The organism is Streptomyces sp. A 4/2, from assembly GCF_940670765.1.
Classification (GTDB): domain Bacteria; phylum Actinomycetota; class Actinomycetes; order Streptomycetales; family Streptomycetaceae; genus Streptomyces.
On the sequence record NZ_CALNVW010000046.1, the window covers coordinates 87,819 to 108,324 of the forward strand.

26 protein-coding genes are annotated in these 20,506 nt (G+C 72.5%); 18 read left to right on the forward strand and 8 right to left on the reverse strand.

Annotated elements, in window-relative coordinates; genetic code table 11:
- Window positions 1-51: 51 nt before the first annotated feature.
- Window positions 52-702: a hypothetical protein gene (locus NBY69_RS30965; RefSeq protein WP_250305213.1), complete on the reverse strand. Its 651-nt coding sequence runs from the start codon at window positions 700-702 to the stop codon at window positions 52-54.
- Window positions 703-1,008: 306 nt separating this feature from the next.
- Between NBY69_RS30965 and NBY69_RS30970 the strand changes: the two genes are divergently transcribed.
- Window positions 1,009-1,662, forward strand: a complete 654-nt coding sequence (locus NBY69_RS30970; RefSeq protein ID WP_250305214.1) for a hypothetical protein — start codon at window positions 1,009-1,011, stop codon at window positions 1,660-1,662.
- A 25-nt stretch (window positions 1,663-1,687) separates the two neighbouring features.
- Here the strand turns inward: NBY69_RS30970 and NBY69_RS30975 are convergent, their stop codons facing one another.
- The 3 genes from NBY69_RS30975 to NBY69_RS30985 all read right to left on the reverse strand — a co-directional run bounded on the left by NBY69_RS30975 (window position 1,688) and on the right by NBY69_RS30985 (window position 3,769).
- Window positions 1,688-2,023, reverse strand: a complete 336-nt coding sequence (locus NBY69_RS30975) for a hypothetical protein (RefSeq protein ID WP_250305215.1) — start codon at window positions 2,021-2,023, stop codon at window positions 1,688-1,690.
- Between the two features lie 277 nt (window positions 2,024-2,300).
- Window positions 2,301-2,996 carry a GNAT family N-acetyltransferase gene (locus NBY69_RS30980; protein WP_250305216.1) on the reverse strand — a complete coding sequence of 232 codons (696 nt, stop codon included), beginning with the start codon at window positions 2,994-2,996 and terminating at the stop codon, window positions 2,301-2,303.
- A 41-nt stretch (window positions 2,997-3,037) separates the two neighbouring features.
- Window positions 3,038-3,769 (reverse strand): hypothetical protein, encoded by a 732-nt coding sequence (locus NBY69_RS30985; protein WP_250305217.1) that lies wholly within the window; start codon window positions 3,767-3,769, stop codon window positions 3,038-3,040.
- Window positions 3,770-4,080: 311 nt separating this feature from the next.
- Here NBY69_RS30985 and NBY69_RS30990 point away from each other — a divergent pair, with 311 nt between their 5' ends.
- The 7 genes from NBY69_RS30990 to NBY69_RS31020 all read left to right on the forward strand — a co-directional run bounded on the left by NBY69_RS30990 (window position 4,081) and on the right by NBY69_RS31020 (window position 9,432).
- A complete protein-coding gene (locus NBY69_RS30990) occupies window positions 4,081-4,659 on the forward strand; it encodes a hypothetical protein (protein WP_250305218.1) in 579 nt (192 codons plus the stop codon).
- Window positions 4,656-5,135: a hypothetical protein gene (locus NBY69_RS30995; protein ID WP_250305219.1), complete on the forward strand. Its 480-nt coding sequence runs from the start codon at window positions 4,656-4,658 to the stop codon at window positions 5,133-5,135. The genes NBY69_RS30990 and NBY69_RS30995 overlap by 4 nt, the downstream gene beginning before the upstream one ends.
- Before the next feature lie 32 nt (window positions 5,136-5,167).
- The gene (locus NBY69_RS31000; protein WP_250305220.1) at window positions 5,168-5,809 is read left to right on the forward strand and encodes a hypothetical protein; all 642 of its coding nucleotides are present in this window, start codon (window positions 5,168-5,170) and stop codon (window positions 5,807-5,809) included.
- A 183-nt stretch (window positions 5,810-5,992) separates the two neighbouring features.
- Window positions 5,993-6,631 carry a hypothetical protein gene (locus tag NBY69_RS31005; protein ID WP_250305221.1) on the forward strand — a complete coding sequence of 213 codons (639 nt, stop codon included), beginning with the start codon at window positions 5,993-5,995 and terminating at the stop codon, window positions 6,629-6,631.
- A 98-nt stretch (window positions 6,632-6,729) separates the two neighbouring features.
- Complete coding sequence (locus tag NBY69_RS31010) at window positions 6,730-7,314, forward strand: hypothetical protein (RefSeq protein WP_250305222.1); 585 nt, start codon at window positions 6,730-6,732, stop codon at window positions 7,312-7,314.
- A 97-nt stretch (window positions 7,315-7,411) separates the two neighbouring features.
- Window positions 7,412-8,077: a hypothetical protein gene (locus NBY69_RS31015; RefSeq protein ID WP_250305223.1), complete on the forward strand. Its 666-nt coding sequence runs from the start codon at window positions 7,412-7,414 to the stop codon at window positions 8,075-8,077.
- A gap of 101 nt (window positions 8,078-8,178) precedes the next feature.
- On the forward strand, window positions 8,179-9,432 hold the full coding sequence (locus tag NBY69_RS31020; protein WP_250305224.1) for a hypothetical protein: 1,254 nt from the start codon (window positions 8,179-8,181) through the stop codon (window positions 9,430-9,432).
- A gap of 92 nt (window positions 9,433-9,524) precedes the next feature.
- Here NBY69_RS31020 and NBY69_RS31025 read toward each other — a convergent pair whose 3' ends face one another.
- Window positions 9,525-9,833, reverse strand: a complete 309-nt coding sequence (locus tag NBY69_RS31025; RefSeq protein ID WP_250305225.1) for a hypothetical protein — start codon at window positions 9,831-9,833, stop codon at window positions 9,525-9,527.
- 241 nt (window positions 9,834-10,074) lie between these two features.
- On the opposite strand from NBY69_RS31025, the gene NBY69_RS31030 reads away from it, so the two are divergent.
- The 4 genes from NBY69_RS31030 (at window position 10,075) to NBY69_RS31045 (ending at window position 13,808) form a co-directional block, all read left to right on the forward strand.
- A complete protein-coding gene (locus NBY69_RS31030; RefSeq protein WP_250305226.1) occupies window positions 10,075-11,106 on the forward strand; it encodes an AAA family ATPase in 1,032 nt (343 codons plus the stop codon).
- Window positions 11,107-11,212: 106 nt separating this feature from the next.
- Window positions 11,213-12,760 (forward strand): DNA phosphorothioation system sulfurtransferase DndC, encoded by a 1,548-nt coding sequence (dndC, locus tag NBY69_RS31035; protein ID WP_250305227.1) that lies wholly within the window; start codon window positions 11,213-11,215, stop codon window positions 12,758-12,760.
- Complete coding sequence (locus tag NBY69_RS31040; RefSeq protein WP_250305228.1) at window positions 12,757-13,149, forward strand: hypothetical protein; 393 nt, start codon at window positions 12,757-12,759, stop codon at window positions 13,147-13,149. The genes dndC and NBY69_RS31040 overlap by 4 nt, the downstream gene beginning before the upstream one ends.
- Window positions 13,150-13,193: 44 nt before the next feature.
- Window positions 13,194-13,808 (forward strand): hypothetical protein, encoded by a 615-nt coding sequence (locus NBY69_RS31045; protein WP_250305229.1) that lies wholly within the window; start codon window positions 13,194-13,196, stop codon window positions 13,806-13,808.
- A 331-nt stretch (window positions 13,809-14,139) separates the two neighbouring features.
- Here NBY69_RS31045 and NBY69_RS37450 read toward each other — a convergent pair whose 3' ends face one another.
- Window positions 14,140-14,262, reverse strand: coding sequence for a hypothetical protein (locus NBY69_RS37450; protein ID WP_284349777.1), 123 nt, complete (start codon window positions 14,260-14,262; stop codon window positions 14,140-14,142).
- Between the two features lie 66 nt (window positions 14,263-14,328).
- Between NBY69_RS37450 and NBY69_RS31050 the strand changes: the two genes are divergently transcribed.
- From NBY69_RS31050 to NBY69_RS31070, 5 genes are all read left to right on the forward strand, one after another.
- The gene (locus NBY69_RS31050; protein WP_250305230.1) at window positions 14,329-14,514 is read left to right on the forward strand and encodes a hypothetical protein; all 186 of its coding nucleotides are present in this window, start codon (window positions 14,329-14,331) and stop codon (window positions 14,512-14,514) included.
- Between the two features lie 72 nt (window positions 14,515-14,586).
- The gene (locus NBY69_RS31055; RefSeq protein WP_250305231.1) at window positions 14,587-16,518 is read left to right on the forward strand and encodes an RNB domain-containing ribonuclease; all 1,932 of its coding nucleotides are present in this window, start codon (window positions 14,587-14,589) and stop codon (window positions 16,516-16,518) included.
- 60 nt (window positions 16,519-16,578) lie between these two features.
- Window positions 16,579-16,884 carry a hypothetical protein gene (locus tag NBY69_RS31060; protein WP_250305232.1) on the forward strand — a complete coding sequence of 102 codons (306 nt, stop codon included), beginning with the start codon at window positions 16,579-16,581 and terminating at the stop codon, window positions 16,882-16,884.
- A 139-nt stretch (window positions 16,885-17,023) separates the two neighbouring features.
- On the forward strand, window positions 17,024-17,443 hold the full coding sequence (locus tag NBY69_RS31065; RefSeq protein ID WP_250305233.1) for a hypothetical protein: 420 nt from the start codon (window positions 17,024-17,026) through the stop codon (window positions 17,441-17,443).
- A 60-nt stretch (window positions 17,444-17,503) separates the two neighbouring features.
- On the forward strand, window positions 17,504-17,803 hold the full coding sequence (locus tag NBY69_RS31070; protein WP_250305234.1) for a hypothetical protein: 300 nt from the start codon (window positions 17,504-17,506) through the stop codon (window positions 17,801-17,803).
- 32 nt (window positions 17,804-17,835) lie between these two features.
- Here the strand turns inward: NBY69_RS31070 and NBY69_RS31075 are convergent, their stop codons facing one another.
- Together NBY69_RS31075 and NBY69_RS31080 are read right to left on the reverse strand one after the other, a co-directional pair.
- Window positions 17,836-18,426: a hypothetical protein gene (locus tag NBY69_RS31075; RefSeq protein ID WP_250305235.1), complete on the reverse strand. Its 591-nt coding sequence runs from the start codon at window positions 18,424-18,426 to the stop codon at window positions 17,836-17,838.
- Window positions 18,427-18,675: 249 nt separating this feature from the next.
- Window positions 18,676-19,569, reverse strand: a complete 894-nt coding sequence (locus NBY69_RS31080; RefSeq protein ID WP_250305236.1) for a hypothetical protein — start codon at window positions 19,567-19,569, stop codon at window positions 18,676-18,678.
- A 302-nt stretch (window positions 19,570-19,871) separates the two neighbouring features.
- Here NBY69_RS31080 and NBY69_RS31085 point away from each other — a divergent pair, with 302 nt between their 5' ends.
- Window positions 19,872-20,447, forward strand: coding sequence for a hypothetical protein (locus tag NBY69_RS31085; RefSeq protein WP_250305238.1), 576 nt, complete (start codon window positions 19,872-19,874; stop codon window positions 20,445-20,447).
- The last annotated feature ends 59 nt before the right edge of the window (window positions 20,448-20,506 follow it).

Genomic DNA, 20,506 nt, shown 5'->3' on the forward strand with positions numbered 1-20,506 from the left:
GGAAGTCCGGTATGGACAGGCCCCTATCGCTTCGAGCCCGTGCCTCTTCGGTCAGACGTCGGCCGCGACGCTGAGCGCCGCCCCGAGGGCTTGTTCGAGGAGAGGAAGAGGGCTCCCCTGGCAGGTGCCAAGCGTTACAGGTCGCTCGGCCGGAGTGGCCAGGTCCCAGCCGTGGGGCTGGAGACGAAGTACGAGACAAGGCTGGGGATGGTCGCCGAACCGCAGCGGCCCGGTACGGGGCGGCATGACGCGCACTCGCAGACCGGACAGCGGCACGTCCTTCGATCGAGCGGTGCGTACCGCAGCGCCGATGTGGTCGAGTTCCCGGGCAACCGCTACCACCTCTTCCGGGGTTGGCGTGCGCTCAACCCACCAGTTGATGTTGACGGGTTCCTTGCCCGGCTGGCTGTCCAACCACGCCAGTGCGGGGTGCACGCTCTGCATCCACGCGCGCATCGCGGTCCATGCGTGGCGCCGGTCGTCTCCACGGCGCCGCTCCGTCCACCAGCGGAAAATACCTTCCGTTCCCCCGTGGGCCAGAGCCGCGGCACTCTGGGCCGCGATGGTCCGCTCTTCCAGGTCCCTGACCTCGTCCTCCAGGGTCTTCACCCGGGCACGCGCGGTGTCGAGCTCGGCTCGGGCGACGTCGAGCCGCTCGCCGAGGCGGGCCGGATCTTCGGTCAGGTTCACTGAATCAGCCATCTGCTGCTGCCTCTTCTTCCGAGTCGGGTGCCAGCACCTCCTGGTGCAGAGCGCCGAGCTCCGATCGTTGTCCGTACGCATTGGGTTCGGCCCGGGACCGTTCACCGAGGAGGGCTGCTCCATCCGGCGTTTACCTGGCGGGTTAGGCCCGGGGCAGGCCGATAGCTAGAGATTAACCTTACTCGTAGACTTAAGCAACAGACTCTTTCGTGTTGGCGTCCCGTGAGGGCAGCCGGTCCCGGATGGGGCCGCCGTCGGTTCCGCCCGGCCGTGGCTGCCGGGCGCTGTTCTGCGAGGATCGGCGGCGTGGAAGAGACGCGAGCCCGTCCCGGGTGGAAACAGGTCCCGGTGCCGCCGGCGGTGGCCGGCCTCCCCCGCGACGGGCGGGGATATCCGGTGGGCTGGGCGACGCTGTGGGAGCCCCGCGACTCTCCGGGCCGGCCTTCGGTGATCCGCAGCCCCGAGGAGGGTGCGGTGCTGTGGTGCTACTGCGCGACCGGCACCGGCGCCCCGCTGCTGGGACAGGTGTGCCCGCGGCGTCAGCGCACGGCGATGGCCCGGCGGCGCTGCCAGCTGTGCGGTACCTCGATCAGCCGGGACGTGAAGGCGGTCTTCATCGCCGGCTGGTCGGAGGGGAAGGCCGCCCAGCTCGTACGAGAGCCACCGCTGCACGCGGCCTGCGCCGCCTACGCCGCCCGCGTCTGCCCCCGCCTGGCGGTCGGGGACCGTGCAGGGGCGCTGCACGTCGCCGAGGCATCGTCCTACGAGCTGTTCGAGGAGCGGGTCCGACCCAGCGGTCCGGACCCGGTGGCGGACATGCTCAGGGAGGTGTTCCCCCTCGGGAGTCGTTCGGCGCTGCGGTTCGGCGCGCTGGAGAACCTGTTGGCCGCTCCCGCGGGTACCTGGGTGCCCTTCGCCACGTGGTTCGCCGGCCTTCCCTCGTCCGGCTCCCCGCGTTGACCCTGCGGGTTCGCGGCGGGCACGGTCAGGGGCCGCGCCAGTCGGAACGGACCTCGTCCAAGATGTGCCCGAGCCACCACAGGCGGGCTGGGTTCTTCCGCCAGTACTTGCGGGCCAGCCACCGGTACCGGCCGGGGCGGAGCCGTCCCACCGGCGCGGGCAGGCGCAGCCGCGTCATCTGCTCCAGCGGGCGCTCGCGGTACTCGTGGGAGGCGTTCCAGGCGTCCAGCTCCGCATCGCCGGTCGGGTAGCGGGGGAAGGCGGAGATCCCGCGCCGGGCGCAGAAGCCGCTCCAGGCGCGGAGCAGCTCGGCGTCGTAGGTCTCGGGGGCGCCGCCGTGGTGGAAGCGGAATCGGGGCATGGGCCTTTCCTCGGCGGGTGGTTGGGGCGGTTGCCCGGTCGCGGTCAGCGGTCCTGGCTCTGGGCGGCTTGGGCTCGGCGGGCGGTTTCGCAGAATGAGGGCAGGCACGGCACTTCCCGTACTCGGTAGCGGCTCCAGAGGAGGCGGTGATCGCACAGGTGGCGTTTCGTGTCGCCGTGGATGCAGCGTTCAGCGATGTGCAGGTGGGGCGGCATGGCGGCTCCTGTTGGTGCGGCGGGGCCCGGCGGGGGTAGTCGCCGGCCGGGCCCGGTGGGGGTCAGTACCGGAGGCGGGTGCCGTCGAACACGGCGTCGGCCGGGAGAGAGGCGCCGGGCACCAGGCCGGTGATGACCTGATGGGGAGCGCCGGGTACGTCGGCGAGGCGGACCGCCGGGTGCAGCGGCTTGGCCGACATGCGGGTGTCGTCCGTGGTCATGCCGATGAGGCGCTGCTGCGGGAGGTGGACCAGGAGGGCGTCCCCGATGGTGTAGCCGTGGCGGCGGTAGAAGTCGTCCAGGGCAGGCTCGTGGTTGACCGTCATCAGGCCGTACCGGGCTCGTGCGAACCGCTGTTCGGCGGCGTCGATCAGGGCGGCGGCCACTCCCCGACGGCGGTGGCCGGGGTGGACGGCCATGCCGTTGATCATGCCCATGCGGCCGACCAGCCGCTCCAACAGGGGAAGGCTGTCGATGCCGGGGTGGGTGAACAGCCACCTCGGCGGGCCGCCGAACAGCACGCCGATGAGGTTGCCGGTACGGCTGTCCTCGGCGACCAGGGCCAGGTTCCGGTCGTGGGAGAGGGGCGGCAAGGGCGGTGAGGCCAGGACGTCACGCGCCAGGCCGAAAGGGTCCGGGTCGAGGGGATCGGCGAGGGCGATCACCGGCATGAAGGCGTCGGTGTCGGCGGGGCGGGCGTCGCGCACGGTGAACGCGGCGCCGTCGGACGAAGGTCGGGGGACGGAAGACGGTGCCATGACAGAGGGCTCCAGGGGAGGGGAAAGGAGGGTGAGCGTGGTCAGCGGGAGGCGCGGCGGTCCAGGGCGCGGACCACGCTGGCGAGGGCGTAGTCGGAGACGGTGCGCATCGGGTCGCGGGTGGTGCCGCGCTGGGGGTCGTAGGCGTACACCCGGGCCTTCGCGTCGAAGGAGCGCATCAAGGTGACGGCCGCCTCCAGAAGCTGCGCCTCGTCGGGCAGGCTGCCGAAGTCCGGTTCGGTGTGCAGAGCAGCGAAGCGGCGCCGGTCCGCGAACGGGAACTCGCCCCGGTGCATCCGGCCCGGGACGAAGCCCCACTGCTCGTGGAAGCCGTCCCAGTAGGCATGAACGGCGGCGGAGGGGTGGCCCTCGTAGAGCTCGCGGGTGATCGTGGCGCCGGGGTCGCCGAGCAGCCAGGTGATGCGGTGGGGCTTGTCCCACATGGCGCCGCTGTCGATGAAGAGGCTGTTGGTGGGGGCCGTGGCCGTCCAGACCTCCGGCTCGGTCCACTCCCCGCCGTCCGCACCGGGAAGTTCCTTGGGGCCCACCCCGGCGACGACTGCCGTACTCGTTCCGTCGCCGTTGTCGCGCAGCCAGGCGTATTCGCCGGCGGTGGCGGTGAACCCGGGCCCGGGGCTCCACTGCGGGGCGTCGGGGAACGCCGCTTCGGCGAAGGAGAGCACGACCGTGACGCGGCCGCGACGGTCGAGGCGGCGGGGGTTCCAGGTCTGGTTGATGGCGGCCTCGATGTGGCGGCGCAGGCTTCGCTTCATGTGCGGGAACTCCTCGGCTGGAACAGGGCGCGGCGCGGGACGAGCGGACGCGCGCCGGTGAGGGCAGGCCGGGCCGAGAAGGGTCATCGGCGTTCGGTCGGCTGCCGCCTCGTTCGGCGACATCCACACAGTAACCCAGATTCGTAGAGTTAAGCAATCTCGCCAAGACTCTTGACCTTCATTAATCTCACTCATAGAGTTAGGCAATCACGCCGGGGCGTCTTCGCCTCGTACTCTCAGCACGCCGCCGGGCCGCCGGACCTCCGCGCAGGCCCTGCCGCCCTGGCACACACCCCTGAGGACCCTTCTTCATGCTCTCCGTGCACCCCTGGGATCACGACCAGGCCATCGCCGCGCTCGCAGCGCCGGGTGGTACGGGCGACCGGCACCGCTGGCAGGTCGCCGACACCGGCCGCACCTTCGCCGTCCACGGCTCCCACGCCTTCCCCGGACACCCCATGTACGACATCTACGAGACGACCGACGGCGCCCCGCCGGTCCCGGCCGCCCGCCTCGCGCAGCTCCACTCGCTCATGCGGGCCCGGCTGCTGATCGCCAAGCTCGCGCGCCCCGCCTTCACCGCGAACTGGACGGTGTGGGAGACGGCCCTCGTCGTCGGCGAGGGCATCGACCTTGCCACCGCTCCCGTCCGCGAGCGCGGCACCTGGACCTTCACCTTCGACTACGCCCTGGACACCGAGCGCGAGGGCTACCGGTACGACGCACAAGGTCCCCTCCTCGAAGCGGCGTTCCAGGCCGCCGCCGACTTCTTCCACGACAACGAAGTGACCGACCCCGAGGCCAGCGAGGACGGCGTCCTCGGCATCGTCCTGGCCTCCTACGCCCGCCGCGGCCCCGTGCCCGGCCGGACGGCCGGAGCCCAGACGTGACGGCCCGCTGGCGGCGGATGGACCGCACCGCCATGACCGGCTCCCTGGTGAACTGGCCGATCCTCCTCGACAGCTACGGAGGCTGCGGCACCAGCGTCTACGCCGTGTGGCCCGAGGCGCCCGACGAGCCGATGCTGGTCTGCTCCCCCGGCCTGCTGCTGCACGCCCAGCTGCAGGAAGAGCCCATCGGCGAACCCGGCCCGTGGGCGGCAGTCTTCCCCGACCTCGACAACGGCGACCCCGAGGCCGCCGAGCGCTCGACCGGCCTCCTGGCCGCCCTCCTGCTGGGCACCACGGGCGCGAGCTGGGCGCTGCGCGAACCGGACGCTGACCCGGCCACACCGATCGCCGAGTGCTTTGCGGGCTTCTGGACCGCGAGCCCGCAGGACCTCACCGCCGCAGGCCGCGCGGTCGTGGACGCCCTCACCCAGTCCTACGGCCGTCCCCCGGTGCTCCTGACCGCCCAGGACACCTGACCCTCCCCCAACTCCCGACCGGAGAACCGAACATGATCCAGCAGCCCACCCCCGAGACCCGCCCAGCCGCGACGCCTTTCGTCGAACTGATCGGCATCAGCGCCTCGTTCACCCCCCTCGAACTGGAGGGCCTCGTGCGCACCGCAGCCGAAGCCGTCCACGGCGACCTGGACGATCTCAGCACCCGCCAGCACGAGCTGGCCGCCCGCGCCCACGCGCTGATGGCCGAGGAGGCCGAGCAGGCCGCCGACGCCGACGCCGACGAGGAGTCACCGGCCGCCGGCTACACCCGGATGCTCGCCCTCCAGGAGTTGCTGCGCGTCGAGGCCGAGGACGCCGCCGAGGAGTTCACCGCACTCCTGCGCGTCCTGTTCCCCCACGCCGCGCACGTGGTGCTGCAGGTCCGCGGCAACGACACCTTCACCCTGGACCGCGCGGTCACCGCCGACGGGACGATCATCCACGACTTCGACGAACCGCTCCCCGCCCTGCCCGAGGACCTGGCCCGCGCCTGGGGCAAGGACCCGCGCTACTCCCTCGACCTGGACCACATCGTGGGCGACCTCAAGGCCGCCGGAGTCACCTTCGGCGACCTGCCTGAGACGGCCCGCGACCTCGACGTCGACGACCGGTACGAGTACCTGCCCTCCATCGACCTGGGAACCGGCGCATGACGAGATCACCCCTCGCGCCCCCAGCCGTCGGCACACCGCCCACCGGTCCTGCTCCGTCAACCGCAGCATCGTGATCCCGATCCGGGCCGCGCGCTGCACCCGCGCCTCCTTCTTCCGCCGCTTCCCCTCCGTGGGTGGCGCTTCGTGTTCCCGTTCCACCACCTTGTGAGAGGACCAACTGTTGTGACCCGCCTGATCAATACCGGAAGCCACGCCCGCCAACTCCTGAGCCAGGACGCCCGCGTCGCCATCGGGGCCGCCCTGGTCGCGCTGGAACATCAGTTCCACGAGTCCGTCGCCTGGGGCAGCCTGCCGGTCACCTGGATGCAGATCCGCCTTCCGCATCCGGAGATGGTCGATCCACAGCCCGCCAGCCACGCGGTCGCGGTCGAGGACATGGACGTCCCGGCCTGGGCCCGCGAAGGCGGGCCGAAATTCGAGAGTGCGATGGAGGAGTACGGGCAGGCACTGCTCGACGAGTCCGCAGGTCTGGGCGCAGATTCCAGGAGCGACCCGATGGGCCCGGTCGTAGGGCTGCTCGCCCTGGCCGAACGGTGGGCGCTCGACCGGGGCGGACTCATCGAAGGCGTGGACATTCTGGACACTCCCGGGGCCAAGCAGCAACGCAACCTGACCGCGGTGCTGGCCGACGGTACGGTCCTGGTCGTCACCCGCACCGCGGGTGAGCCGACGACACACCGCTCCCAGAACCACATCTCCCGGTGTACCCGCGGCCGCACTCTGGCTCCCGCGCTGTGGCTGATGGGACAGGGAACGGGCGTCTTCCCGCTGGAGATGCCCCCGCCGGTGGAGCGCGTGTAGAGGGGTCGTCCGGCCCGGGGCGCTGGAGCGCCCCGGGTGTGGGGCGAAGTCCGGGGATCGTCTGGTGCCGGGCTTGTCCGAGCGGCAACAATGACGGCATGCGTTTCGACCTGACCGATCTGCTGCACGCGACCGCCGAGGTGCTGGACGCAGCCGGCCCGCTGGAGCCCCTGCGGCTCGCGCTCGCCGGCCGAGACGTGCAGGTCACCTTCGCGGAGTTCACCACGATGGCGGACCAGCGCAGCAGCGTCGACCGGCTGGCCGCGGCGACCGGGGCCGACCCGGTGCTGTCCGAGCTCGGCGCGCGTGCCTACACCTACACCCTGACCGCGGACCTGCCCGGCGGGATGGTGCTGGTCGCGGGAACGCACCCGACCCTGAACCGGTCCCGCCCCGAACGCTCGACCTCCACCGCCGCCACCGCGGCGCTCCTGCGGGCCCTTGTGCCCTGGGCGCAGACCCTGGCCGGCCTGCCGGTCTCGGTCAGCGGGCTGGAGGTCACCGACACCGCGCACCGGTTAGGAGTACAGCTGCTCGTCGACGGCGCCGACGACCCCAAGGCGGCGATGGTCGCGGCCTCGACGGGGGTCACCGCGCTACGCACCGCCCCCGCCGTCCCGTTCGGGATCGACGGCCGCGGACGCCTGCCGTCCGGGCACCCGGTGCTGATCAGCGTCATGTAGAGGAGCCTCGGCCACCCGCCACGCGGAAGTGTGTACCTGAGTGGACACTCGACAGGGCCGTGTGTACCTTCATGCTCACTTACCGTGAACATGCGAGGTGGCTGTGCCCGTACCCTTCGACCAGGTCCTGCCCGCCGGGGACATCCCCGATCTCGAGGACGCCCCGCTGTGGCGCGATACGCGGGGCCGGCCCCTGCACAGGCAGTGGGGCGGTGCGATCTACGAGGTCCGCAACCACCTCGACGGCTGCATCGTGGTGTGCCGCACTGCCGAGCCGACGGCGACCAACTACCCGCTGGCGCAGGAGGCCGAGTACGCCTTCTACCGCGCCCTGGCCGGTACCGTGTTCGCCGACGCGGCGGTCAGCAAGGGCTGGGACGCGGACAACCGGGCGGCGGCCGGCGCGGAGTCCGGCGGGGACCGGTGGGCCGCGGCCTGGGTCAGCAACGGGGTGCCGGGCTTCACCGAGCACGACACCTGGGACGGCGCCCACCGCGCCGCGGCCGAGCGGCTGGACGAGATGGCCAACGGCCTTGTCCTGACGGGGGACACCCTCACCGCGCAGATCGCCAGCGCCCACCTGAGGCGCTGCGCGAACCAGGTCCGGGACGTTGTGCTGACCGCCGAGCTGGGTGACGCGGTCCGCCGGGGCAAGGCCTGGATGCAGGAGGAGCGGCTCGTCAAGCAGATCGCCGCCGGCCTGGAGATCAACCGCCGCTTCCTCTACCGGGTGTTCGACGGCACGGAATGGCGCCGGCGGTGACCGGGCCGGGCCGGCCCCCTGCACGTCCGGCCTCAACACCGGCCGGCCGCGCGCGCCGGCAGGAGGCGGACCGCGCCGCCCTGGACCGGTTCCTGTACGGCATGCCGTACGCCGATCTGCTCGCACACGGTCCCAAGCTGCCCCTGAACACCGCCTGGCGGCGGCTGCTGCACCGCACCGGCGCGGCGGACGCCGTCCGGGCGGCGTGCGGCGGATGGGCCCCGGCCCTCGACGCCCCGGAGTCGGAGCAGACGATCGCGGCGCTGGTGCCCAGCACGGGCCCCCGGGCCGACACCGTCGTCGACGTGGTCGCCGTGGCGGGCGGCGCCATCGCCGATGCCCGGGGGCGTGACGAGACCTTCGCCCGCTACGACGAACGGTGGGCCGCCGGCCGCGGCGCCCTGCGCGACCTGGCACCCGCCGACATCGGCGCGGTGCGCAGCCGGCTCGCCCCTCCCGGCGCCCTCCTGGCCCACCACGGCCTGGCGACCCCTCACCATCTGCAGGACGGGCGCCTGCTGCGCGTCTCGGCCGGCCTGGCCGCGTACAGCTCGGTGCCGCACTTCGTCCCCGGCCCGCTCGCCGAGGACGCCGCGACCACCGCGATGATGGACGCGCCGACCCGCGCGGAACTGACGCTGCCCGCCCCGTCGGTACTGCTGTTCCACGACGGTGTGCCGTTCGACGCGGTGGCCAACGACAGCGACCTGGCCGAAGCCGCCGGTGAAGGACGCCTGCCGCTGGGCGATGCGCCGGTGGTGATGGGCGGCGTGCTCACCGCCCGCGAAGACGGGCACCTGGACGAGGGGCTTGGGTGGCTCCTCACCGCGGCCACCGACCGGCGCAGCGGCATCCCGCTCTACTCCCTGGTGCCCGTGCCCTACGGCGCGCACCCGGCCGGGCGCGCCCTGTACGGCTACGCGGCGCTGCTCGCGTTCGAGAACTGGCGGCCGCCGCCCGAGCTGCCCCGGCGGGACGGGTCGGGACGCCGGGACAGGGAGATCAAGAAGCTCGCGCGAACCTGGCAGGCCCGCGACGGCGCTTTCCACGGCGTCCACCTGCTCGACTACGTGCCTCCGCCGGAGGAGCCGGCCCCACGGACGCGCTCTGCCGCAGGGGCGGGCGAGCTCGCGGCCGGCACCTGGCGTCGCGCCCACGTCCGGCCGCGCGTGCGCTACGGGATCCGCGACGGCAACGGGCGCAAGGTCGGGCCGGTCTACAAGGAGAACGCGGTGCTCGGGGCGACCTACGAGTACCGGCACCGGTGGGTGGCGCGGACCCGGATCAGGCCGGACCTGCCACTGGCCGACCGGGAGACGGTATACGCGCTGGGCGGCCTCGGCCGCGGGGTGTAGGGCCTGGTCGAGAGCCGAGCCTGATGCGCACGACCTTGACCCCGCCGGTCAGATGTCACTCCCGGTCGGCTGCAAGCCGCACGATCAGCGCTTCACTTGCCATCGAGTCCAAGCTGATGCCGGGCGCCTTCGGGATCGGCTCGGACAGCGGTGGCCGCGATCTGCATCCCTGCCGTGTCCAATGCGCGGTATAGGCCGTGTTCGGCCGTGACGAACCTGGGGTTGTCCAGGTTGTCGCGGGGTGCGAGTCGGTAGCCGGGCGGCAGCGAATCACCATGCGCGGGCTGTTCGACGCACCACAGTCGCCAGACCGTGCCGTGCGGGTCCTCGGCCTCGAACGTGCCGCTGTCGTAGCCCCCAACCACGTCCCACTCCGGCAGGGGGCCGCGCGTATAGCTCACGAAGCGTTCCTCTCATGTCATGTACACAGGCATGTCGCGACGGGCGGACTGAACTCTTCGGCGCCGCACTGGAGAGCCTACTGAAACTCTTCGGTGCGCTACCGAAGTCCTCGGTGAGATCCGGTAGGGGCGCCAGGCGAGGAGGTGCCCAGAGACAGATATTGCTTAAATCCATGAGTTTGCGTATGGTGGTGATCACCGGGCCGGTTGCAGTCCGGCCGCCCCGAACCAGGGAGTCACAGTGATCACCACCATGGCGATAGACGGATTCAAGTCCTTCCAGGACTTCGAACTCGGGTTCCCGGCGGGGCCGCTCACCGTGCTGACCGGCCCCGCCGGCACCGGCAAGACCAACCTTCTCGACGCCCTCACCCTGGTCTCCCGGACCCTCACGGACGGCTGGGAGGCGGCCACCGCCTCCAGCTCCCGGCTGGCGCCCGACGCTCTCCTCCTCCAGAGCGCGCACGAAGGGCAGCACCGGACCGCGCAGACGATGCGGATCACGGTGCAGACCCTGGTTCACGGCGCGAGCGGACCGGTCTCGGTGGAACTCGCCGCGCTTCGGCACTCCGACGGCCGCACGGCCGTCCTCGACACAGCCAACAGCGGCGTGCGGATACCCGCACCGGCCGGGACGGCGCAGCGCCTGATTCCGCTGGACGGCACGGGCGCGCTGATGGACACCCTCCGGGAGCAGGCCAGGGGCTGGCAGGCGGTCTCCGGCGGCGCGGATGACACCGCTTCGATGCTGCTGCGGCTCGACGCAGAGTCGGCGACCCGGCTCGACGCCGACCTTGCGGCACTGGTGCACGGCTCCTCCGGCGTCCGGGCCACCCACGGGCGGATCGAGGTTCGGATGACGCACCGGGGCTGGGTGCCGGTGGACATGATGCCCGCCGGTGCGCTGCGGACCTTGGAGGCCCTGGCCGCCTGGCACACCCGGCCCGGCGTGCTGGTCCTGGACGGGATCGGGGAAGGGATGCACCCGAAGTCCGCCGCCGAACTCGCCCGGCGGATCGCCCGGCGGCTCGGTACCTCCTCCTCCCCCTCCCAGCTGATCGCCAGCACGAACACCCTGGACCTGGTCAACATGCTGTCCGACGGTGACCACTCCAGCGTGGTCGTGATCGAGCAGGCCGACCGGGTCGACCCCGCACAGCGGACCATCACACCGGTCAGCGTCGCCCTGCCTGTCCGCGAGCCCCGGCCGGAGGAGGCGCCGGGGCACTACATCCGGCCCTCCCGGCTCGCGCGGATGCTCACCGCCGCATGAACCCCGCCGCCGTGCCGGGCCGCCCCCCGGCACGGCACCCCGGTCCGTTCCTCCCTGGTCGGCGCAGGCCCGGCCACCACCATCCCCGCGTACTGAAAGGTCAGCCATGCCCCCGCCCGTCCTGGTGCCCGGCCTCGGCCCCACGCGCCGCAGCCCGTTCGGCGACCTCACCCCCCACCGGTACCTGGAGCTGCTCCTGGAGGAGATCCGGGAGTTGTACCTGGCCGACCAGGTGCCCTGGGTCATCGGCTACAGCGGGGGCAAGGACAGCACCCTGATCGCGGCCCTGACCTGGTGGGCCCTGGCCTCCCTGTCGCCGGAACAGCGGACCAAGACCGTCCACGTGATCTCCACCGACACCCTGGTGGAAAACCCTCTGGTGGCCGCCTGGGTCGGCCGGTCCCTGGACGCGATGCGCGAGGCCGCCGCCGCCCAGCAACTGCCGATCGAGGTGCACCGCCTCACGCCGGCCGTCGAGGACTCCTTCTGGATGTGCCTGATCGGACGCGGCTACGCGGCACCCAGGCCGAAGTTCAGGTGGTGCACCGAGCGGCTCAAGATCAAGCCGTCGACCCGGTTCATCCGCTCCGTCGTCGCCGCCCACGGCGAGGCGATCCTCGTGCTGGGCATCCGCAAGGCCGAGAGCGCGGCACGGGCCAAGTCCATGGCCCGCCACGAGAAAGGCCGCGTGCGCGAGCGGCTCTCACCCAACGGCGACCTGCCCAACTCGCTGGTCTACAGCCCGATCGAGGCGCTGACCAACGACGAGGTGTGGATCTTGTTGATGCAGTACGACAACCCGTGGGGCCACAGCCACAAGGACCTGCTCGGCCTCTACCAGGGGGCGAGCCCGGACTCCGAGTGCCCACTGGTGGTCGACACCACCACCCCCTCGTGCGGCGACAGCCGCTTCGGGTGCTGGACGTGCACGATGGTCAGCCAGGACAAGTCCCTCAACGCCATGATCGCCAACGACGACGACAACGTCTGGATGCGCCCGCTGCTGGAGCTGCGCAACGCGCTCGACATCGACGACGACCGGCATCTGCGGGACTACCGCAGGTCGAACGGCTCCCTCATGCTTTTCCACGGCCGGCTGGTGCACGGCCCCTACACCCAGGCCGCCCGGGAGGACTGGCTGCGCCGGCTGCTGCGCGCCCAGCACCAGATCCGCACCCGCGGGCCCGAGTACGTGCGCGACCTGGCCCTCATCAGCGTGGAGGAGCTGCACGCGATCCGGCACGAGTGGGTGGTCGTCAAGCACGAGGTCGAGGACATCCTCCCGGCCATCTACCAGGAGGAGACCGGCGACCCGTTCCCCGGCCCGGCCGTCCTGGACGGCGGCTTCGGCTTCGACGCCGACGCCATGGCCGTACTGCGGGAGGTCTGCGACGGCGACGAGAGCCAGTACCAGGGAGTCCGCGCGCTGCTCGGGGTGGAGCGCTGCTTCCGCACCGCCGGGCGCCGCTCTGGGTACTTCGAGGCCCTGGAGAAGACTGTCACCAAGTACATGTTCACCGACGAGGAGGACGCCCTCCAGTACGCGATCGCCCGCGAGCGGATCCGCTCCGGCCTCTACGATCAGAGCCGTCCCGAGCCCCCGGGCGCAGGTGGGGACGACGACAACCCGTACGGATCGAAGGAGAGTTCGTGACCGAGCCGCCGCCGGCCGCACCGCATCCCGACCACCGGGGCCTGCCCGCGCTGTACATGGCCGAGCTCGCCGCGCACCGGGAGCGCTGGCAGCTGATCGTCGTCGCACCGGGCCCCGAGGTCGTCGTCGACGCGGTCGCCCTCGGGCCGGCCGACACCCTCGCCGTCTCCGACCCGGACGGCCCCGGGCGCCACCTGATCGCCCCGAGCCCGGAGCCCCAGCCTGTTCCGCCGCTCACGGACGCGACCAGGCTGCTCCCCACGGTGGGCTACACCGTCGACCCGGCGGCCGGGGCCGACCCGGCCAAGCTCCACGGCTGGACCCAGGTCACCCACACCATCTGGACCGCCCCTTGCCACCCGGCCGCGCCCCCGGCGCAGCGACTGTAGCGACCGGGCCCCCGAAGACCTTCAACGAGCAGGAGAGCGACGGCATGACGACCACCGAGCCCGACCCGGCCTGCCCGGACTGCGCCGAGCAGCTGGAGTACGACATCGCCAACGCCGTCTTCGTCTGCGGCAACGAGCAGTGCGCGTTCCTCGGGATGGAGCAGCCGGTGTGGAGCGCGCTGGAGGAGGCCCGGATGCTGCTTGCCCCGGTCACGGGGCTGCCCCGGCCGACGCGCCAGGGCCTGCCGGTGCCCTGGGTGACGCCGTGGAGCGCGGCACGGGTGTGGTGGCGCGCCATGGACTCCCGGCTCCTGGCCCGCGCCCACAACGAGTGGCGCTGTCAGGTGTGCGGAAACCTCCTCCCCGAGCAGGCGTGGGTGCTGGCCACGCCCTCCGGCGTGGTGCTGCAGGCCGCGCTGCACCAGGTGTGCAGGGATCTGGCGCGGGCGTCCTGCCCGCACCTGTCCGGCCCGGCCACCCGCAGCAGCGCCTACCTCGTCACCCGCGCCGAGCTGACCTGCGACGGCCGGCCCCTGCTCCAAGCCCCGCCCTCCGACCCGTACTTGCTCCAGCAGTGGGAACTGGCCGCGCACGCGGTACACACCGAGCACGACGACACCCCTTCCGACCCGGCGGCCCGGGCCGCGGCCCCGGCCTGACGCCCGCCCCGGGCAAACCGACCACGCAGGAGAGCACGATGAACCAACGGTCGCCCGACGCGGCCGGCCGCGACCGGCCCGGCCCCGCCGCGGGACCCACCGGACCCGCCCCGGCAGCCGACGGCCTCCTGGTCCCCGCCGAGACCACCTTGATCCGCTACCTCCGGCAGCGCGCCGCAGAGGTCGACCCGACCTCCGAACCGGTCCTGGACGGGTGGAGGTACCCCTCCCCCTTCCACCTGCTCCTCGACGTTGGCCGGCTCTTCACCCCGGCCCCGCTCCCGCCCGGAGCCGGCCCGCTCATGGTGACCTTCTGCTACACCAACGCCGCTCAGACGATCGAGGACCAGGAGGACCCGGCCCTGGTGTACGTCGAGGGGTACGGCAGCTGCACCATCGACAGCGCCGTCCACCACGCCCCCCATGCCTGGGCCACCGGCGGCACCCACGCCATCGACCCGATCTGGCCCGCCGATTCCGGCTGCGCCTACCTCGGCATCCCCTTCGCGGACCCCGAGAGGTGGCCGCCCCCCTGTACGGCGACGGAATCCTCCGGAAGCACGCCACCCTGCTGCCGATCCTGCGCGACGGGCTGCCCGCGGACGCCGTCGCCGACATCGGCCGACCGCTCCCGCACCCGATACGCCCGGCATCCACCCGCCGCGCCGAATCCGCAGGGCCGCTCAGCCCCGCCCCCTCCGTCTGATCCCCGACCCCCGCATCCGCCGTCCGTCCGCCGAGAGCCGAATCCCCGACGCAGGCAACTCCGTTGGACACGATGCGAAAGACGGACTGCCCCGACGGGGGCACCCTCACCGCCGAACCCACTTTCGTTCAGGAAGGACCCGAACCGTTGTCCCACCTTCTGCCCGCCGAGCCCCCCGTCCTCTCCGCACGGGCCCCTGCCGTCATGATCGACCGCCCCGGCTCCGTCGACCGCGACGACGCCATCAGTGTCGAGCGCGTCGACGACGGCTGGCGCCTGACCGTCTACGTCGCCGACGTGGCCTCCGGCATCGCGCCGGGCACTACGGCCGACCAAGACGCGTTCGCGCGCCGCGAGTCGGCGTACGGGGGCTGGCGCGGAACCCAGAAGATGCTGCCCCAGCCGGTGGAGGCCCAGCTGACCCTGGCCGAGGGGAGGCCGTGCGCCGCGATCGCGATCCGCGTGCACGTCCTCCCGGACGGGGAGGTCGGGCGCGTCGACGTCGAGCGCGCGACGGTGAGCGGCCTGGTGGCACTGAGCCACTCCCAGGCCGCCGAGGCGGTCCGCGACCGCGCGCATCCCCTCCACCAGGTCCTGCGTGAGGCGGCAGCGGTGAGCGAGGTCCTGCTCGCCCGCCGGCGCCGGCAGGGGGCGCTTGCCCTGTACGACCTCCTCAGCGGGTGGGCGACCAGCGAGGACGGCGTCGTGGTCCGGCTCGCCTCCTTCGAGCGGACCATCGGCTACAAGATCGTCCAGGAGTGCATGATCGCCGCGAACACTGCGCTGGCCTCCTGGGCCGCGGAACGCGACCTCCCGCTGCTGTTCCGCAACCACTCCGCCGCCCGGGTCACCGCCCCGCGCCAGACCCTGCTGGACGATCTCGACCTGGCCTTCACCGACGGGTCCGCCGCCCGGCTGGAGGCACTGCGCGAACGCACCCTGATGACCCTCAAAGCCGCGGAGTACGCACCGTTCATGGGCGGCCACTGGGGCCTGAACCTGCCCGGCTACGTCCACGCCACCTCACCCCTGCGGCGCTACGCCGACCTGGTCGTGCAGCGGGTCATCTCCAGCCACCTGGACGGCGACGGCTCCCCCTACGGGCAGGACGCCCTACTCGCGATCGCCGAGGCGCTGAACACCGGCGCCCGCCAGGACCGCGACGCCGAACGGGACTCACGCAAGTCCGCTGCGCACTCCGCCGCCCGCCGCGGTGCCGCGGCGACGGAGGCCGACTACGCCGGCCTGGACGCCCGGGCGTTCCACGCCCTGCTCAAGCGCGGCTGCAAGGAGGACATCGCCGGTGCGCCCCTGGTCGCCGAGACGGCCCGGCGGGCCGTCGGCGGACTACTCACCTCGCTGGAGCTCCAGATGGTGCTGCTCGTCGCCGGCGGGCCCGGGTGGGAGGCGGGGCGCAGCGCCTGCCTGAACGCCATCGCGGCCGCGCCCGAGACGGCCGTGTCCATCCTGTCGGTCCACGCGGAGGTCAACGGCCTGCCGCCGGTCGAGTTCACGGTCCAGACCTTCGGCCAGGCCCCCACCACCGTCTTCGCCGCGCAGGCGTCGTGGCCGGCGGGCGGGAGCCCCGTTGAAGGAGCCCGGCGGTCCGCGTCGACGAAGAAGGCGGCCCGGCACCAGGCAGCGCTCAGCCTGCTCGCCGTGCTCGCCGACCTGCCCGACCCCGCCCTCGACCTCGCGCAGCCCGCCCCCGAGACCACGCAGCTCCCGGCATCCGAACTCGGCGCCGAAGCGGTGGAGGGCCGCTCGCCCATCTCGGTCCTCAACGAGTACCAGCAGATCAAGGTCATCAGCGGCCTGAAGTTCACCATGAGCGCCGCGGGCCCCAGCCACCTTCCGACGTTCACCTGCACCGCCCAGGCCACCCGCGAGGGCGGAACCGTCCTCGCCTCCGCGTCGGCCTCGACCAAGGCGGGGGCCAAGACGGCAGCGGCGGCCGGTCTGCTGGAGCGGGTCGACGCAGCGCGGGCCGAGCACGCCGGTTGATGCGTTGATGCCGGGCCCGGTACTGCGCGGGCCGGGCCCGTACGCGAGGGGAGGCGGGACATGACGGCAACGGCCGTGGCAGATCCGTGGCCGCTCGTGGTCCGGGTGACCGGCGGCCGGATCAACCACCGGGCCCGTCCTCGTGTGACCCGAGCAGGCCGGCCGACCGGGTGGCTCGACCTCGCCTGTGGTGGCAGCTGCCTGGCCAGCGCGATGGACAACGACCTGCGGGAGGCCGAGTGCGCCCGGTGCGCCGAGCGGGCCGGGCGGGACCGCGACCCCGAGCGGTGGCGGACCGCTGCCGCCGAGCGTCGTGCGCAACAGGCGGCGGACCGAGGCCAACACCCGCTGCTGTTCGCGGTATGACGACGGGACAGCCCATCGGTCTTCCGCGCGATCCCCGAGAGGGGCGGGGGTCTCGGAACCGGCCCGGCGGCCGTGCTCCGGACCGTACGATGGGCCGCAGCCGGCCGGTGACTTGTGACCGGCGCGATTCCTAGGGGGCATGGTGACCGCGCAGCCGTCAGCCGTTGGCAGGGACTACCTTTCGCCCGACGGGCGCCGGGGTGTCGTGGCGGGCCTGGAGTCCGCCACCGTCGCAGAGCTGCGCGCGGGCACGCCGGTCCACCTCGACCTCGCCCGGTTCGATGTCTGCCCGAGGCCGCTGGCCCTCCTCGACGGGGACTGGATGGCGGCCAACCCCGACATAGGCCTGATGGCGATCGGCCCCGTGCTCGAGCTCACCGGGCCGGAGTTCGACGAGCTCGCCGCCGGCCGCGTCGTGGAGCGGGAGGTCGGCGGGACGGCGCTGTGGGAGGCGTTCCCCGTACGGATCGCCCAGGCCGAGACCACCGGCGAGCTTCAGGAGCGCTTCGCCGCGCTCGACGAGGGACGCGTCGACTCACAGGCCGGCCAGCAGCTCTAGGCCGTGTCGTGATGTCAACGTGCACACTGACGGTTTCCCGTTCGACCGAAGGACTGAGCCGTGCCCGACCGACCTGAGATTGTCTGCATCTGCGGCTCTATCAAGTTCATGGACGAGATGCGTGCGGTCAACCGTGATCTGACCCTCGCAGGTGTCATCGTCCTCGCGCCAGGCGAAGCGGACGAGGCGATCACCGACGAGCAGAAGACCGCGCTGGGCGTCCTCCACCTGCGCAAGATCGACCTCGCCGACCGGGTCAGGGTCGTCAACCCCGGCGGATATGTCGGCGAGTCCACGAGCAGGGAGGTCGCATATGCCCACGCCACCGGCAAGCCTGTCTCGTACACCGATCCCGTCTGACCAGTAGACGCTTCGTGAGGCCGAGGGCGGGTTCAGCAGCCGTGCGATTCCAGGATCTGCCGGGCCTTCGCATCGGTGGGGGTCAACGCGTGCAGCCCGCCGCGGACAGCGTGGTCCAGCACCAGCGGCGGGTAGGTTCTGTCCAGCGGGGTGACCGTCATCCGGCCCGGGGCCTGGTTGTCGTAGGTGATCTGCGAGGACTTCGGGAACTCCCGGTCGCTGCCGTACGGGGTGTCGTGCAGGCACTGGCCCGGACCGCCCAGCTCCCGGTGGTAGCGCTCCATCTGGTCGGGGAACACGTACGCGGCGGCCTTCGGAGCCGCCGCACCCACGCAGCACAGCACCACGGTGGCGAGGATGACGTGCCACCAGTGGGCACCGAAGCGGCGGAAGAACGCCCTGGCCGCGAGAAACACCCCGAGCGACGCGATGACCGTCACGGCGCATACCACGGCGAGCGCCACGTTGCGGTGGTCGTGCAGGAGCCGGGACTCCAGCGCGAAGTACATGGCCGAGATCATGACGACCCACATCGCGCCCACCGTGATCCCGCCCGCCAGCACGGTGTAGTCCGGCTTGCCGTGCGCGTCCGGCGAGACCTCGATGCGCGAGCTGAAGGTCACTTCTCCCCCTGGGCCCGGCCGGGCCGGCTCCTCTGTTTCTACTGGCCGTAGCACCCTACGGCACCGCACCGTCAGGCCCGGCCGGAATCCCGGAGCTGGGCTGTCCGCCATTGCACACCCCTCCAGGAAGCGGCGTGTAGTGCCCGGCGGGGTGGGGGTGGGGCGGCGCCTGTGGAAGGCGGTCCGGGCGTGGGCGCGGCCCGCGCGCCGGCACGAGGCGGCGGGCGGGCCGCGGCGGGGGTGCGTGGGTCAGGTCTCGCGGGCGCTGAGGATCAGTGCCCGTTCGCGTACGAGGTCGCCGTGGACTGCGGGGTCGGTGTCCACCGGCAGGGTCTCCATGGCCTTGCCGATGGAGACCAGGGCTTCGTCGAAGCGGCGCAGGCGGCGCAGCGCCGCGGCCTGGCGGAAGAGCGCGACGGAGTCCGGGCCCTGGTCGAAGGGCGGCCGGCCCAGGAGGTCGAGAATCCGGTGGGGCTGGCCGGGGAGGTCGTGGCCGAGCCACAGGCCGTGCAGCAGCGCGTGGGCGACCTTGGGATGGTTCCCGGACTCCTCCAGCAGCGGGTCGATGAGGTCGAGCGCGGCCGGATCGGAGCGGCCGAGGAGGGCGAAGGCGTGCAGGGACCGGCTGAAGGGGTCCAGGTCTGCGGTCCGGCCGCGGCGGGCGAACAGGTCGGTCAGCGCCTGGCAGCGGAAGTCGTAGCGCAGGCCGAGGCCGTACAGGTGCAGCCGGGTCCGCGCGGTGAGCGGCGGCGCGGCGCCCAGGACCTGCTCGGCCGTCAGGTGGGCGAGCGCGCTGCTTCCGGCCCGGCGGCCCTGCCAGGCGAGGTCGGTGAGAAGCTCGGCGGACTCCTCCCAGGAGGGGCGGATCACCTCCGCCCAGTGCTCCGCGCGGGCTGTCCACGGCCGATCGAGGTGGTCCGCGATGTCGTAGCCGGCGATCTCCAATACCGCGCCCCGGGTGAGCGAGGTGAACGCGGCCCGCTCGAGGACGGGGCGGATGTTGGGCGAGCGCAGCAGCCGCCGAGCGGCTTCCCTGCGGGCCCAGCCCGAGGAGGCGGGCAGCCGGGAGTAGGCGATCACGGCCGCGACGGCGTCGTCGAGCCAGTCCTCGGAGCTGGGAAGGTCGAGCACGGTGTCGGTCATGAAAGAGCCCTTCGTCCGGTGGGTGAGGAGCGGTACGCCCACTAGAGGTGTGAGAAGGGCCTGCGGTGTGACCAGCTGTCCGCGGCCCGGCGGTGGACGGGCCCTGGGCGGTGTCGGTACCGATCGCTATGCTCGGCTCAGCGCACCTCGCTGTGCGCGCCGGCCCGGGCCCACCCCTGGGATTTCGGTGAATCGTGCTGCCGCGCGGGGGCGAGCGACGACCGGTGCCTTCTTCCGAACCGCACCCTGGCCTGCTCGTGGTGGGACGAATCGCAGCGCCAGGACGCGACGAAGGAGAAGCGGTGGCCCCGTCCTCGCCCAACACCAGCAACCACCAGCGCATCGCCCGCGCGCTGAACAGCTCGACCGGCTGCGGCTACCAGAGGGCCCTCCAGCGTGTGAAGGCCGCGGCCGACGCGGGCCGGCTGCCCGCCAGGCTCGACCAGGCGGGCCGTGACGAAGCCGTGCGGATGCTCACCGAGAGCCACCCCCAGCCCATCCCGGCCCCGACCGCCGCGGCGAGCGCTCCGCCAGTGGACACGAAGCCCTCCGCCATGATGCTCGGGCTGGTCCGCGGGGGCCTGGACAAGACGGTCGCCGTGAGCGACGTCGGTACGTTGGCCCGGCAGGGCCACCAGGTGCTGCCGGTCGACCTGGGCGACCTGTCGCCCACCGAACTGCTGCTCACGGTGCACGGGGCGATGGAGAGGCGCCGGGCCTTGCAGCAGAAGGAGCGGGTCGTCGAGGCGATGCGCGCGGAGCGGGACCGGAAGCTGAACCCGTTCCTGCTCCCCGCTGTGCCGGAAGGTCTGCGCGAGCAGGTGGAACGGCTGGCGGCGCAGACCCGGCAGAAGCCGCGGAGCGGCGGGCCGCGGTGAACCGCCGCCGGCCGGGCACCCTCAGGACTTCCGCAGGATGCTCGTGCCGGTCCGCAGAA

Excerpts from the sequence above, each read along its gene's own strand:
- NBY69_RS31065 (WP_250305233.1), top strand. The coding sequence starts at position 17,024 with ATGGTGACCGCGCAGCCGTCAGCCGTTGGCAGGGACTACCTTTCGCCC.
- NBY69_RS37450 (WP_284349777.1), bottom strand. The coding sequence starts at position 14,262 with ATGGCGTGGGTGCCGCCGGTGGCCCAGGCATGGGGGGCGTGGTGGACG.
- NBY69_RS31055 (WP_250305231.1), top strand. The coding sequence starts at position 14,587 with ATGCGAAAGACGGACTGCCCCGACGGGGGCACCCTCACCGCCGAACCC.
- NBY69_RS31020 (WP_250305224.1), top strand. The coding sequence starts at position 8,179 with ATGCCGTACGCCGATCTGCTCGCACACGGTCCCAAGCTGCCCCTGAAC.
- NBY69_RS30965 (WP_250305213.1), bottom strand. The coding sequence starts at position 702 with ATGGCTGATTCAGTGAACCTGACCGAAGATCCGGCCCGCCTCGGCGAG.
- NBY69_RS31010 (WP_250305222.1), top strand. The coding sequence starts at position 6,730 with ATGCGTTTCGACCTGACCGATCTGCTGCACGCGACCGCCGAGGTGCTG.
- dndC (WP_250305227.1), top strand. The coding sequence starts at position 11,213 with ATGCCCCCGCCCGTCCTGGTGCCCGGCCTCGGCCCCACGCGCCGCAGC.
- NBY69_RS30975 (WP_250305215.1), bottom strand. The coding sequence starts at position 2,023 with ATGCCCCGATTCCGCTTCCACCACGGCGGCGCCCCCGAGACCTACGAC.
- NBY69_RS31080 (WP_250305236.1), bottom strand. The coding sequence starts at position 19,569 with ATGACCGACACCGTGCTCGACCTTCCCAGCTCCGAGGACTGGCTCGAC.
- NBY69_RS30990 (WP_250305218.1), top strand. The coding sequence starts at position 4,081 with ATGCTCTCCGTGCACCCCTGGGATCACGACCAGGCCATCGCCGCGCTC.
- NBY69_RS30980 (WP_250305216.1), bottom strand. The coding sequence starts at position 2,996 with ATGGCACCGTCTTCCGTCCCCCGACCTTCGTCCGACGGCGCCGCGTTC.
- NBY69_RS30985 (WP_250305217.1), bottom strand. The coding sequence starts at position 3,769 with ATGAAGCGAAGCCTGCGCCGCCACATCGAGGCCGCCATCAACCAGACC.
- NBY69_RS31000 (WP_250305220.1), top strand. The coding sequence starts at position 5,168 with ATGATCCAGCAGCCCACCCCCGAGACCCGCCCAGCCGCGACGCCTTTC.
- NBY69_RS31060 (WP_250305232.1), top strand. The coding sequence starts at position 16,579 with ATGACGGCAACGGCCGTGGCAGATCCGTGGCCGCTCGTGGTCCGGGTG.
- NBY69_RS31045 (WP_250305229.1), top strand. The coding sequence starts at position 13,194 with ATGACGACCACCGAGCCCGACCCGGCCTGCCCGGACTGCGCCGAGCAG.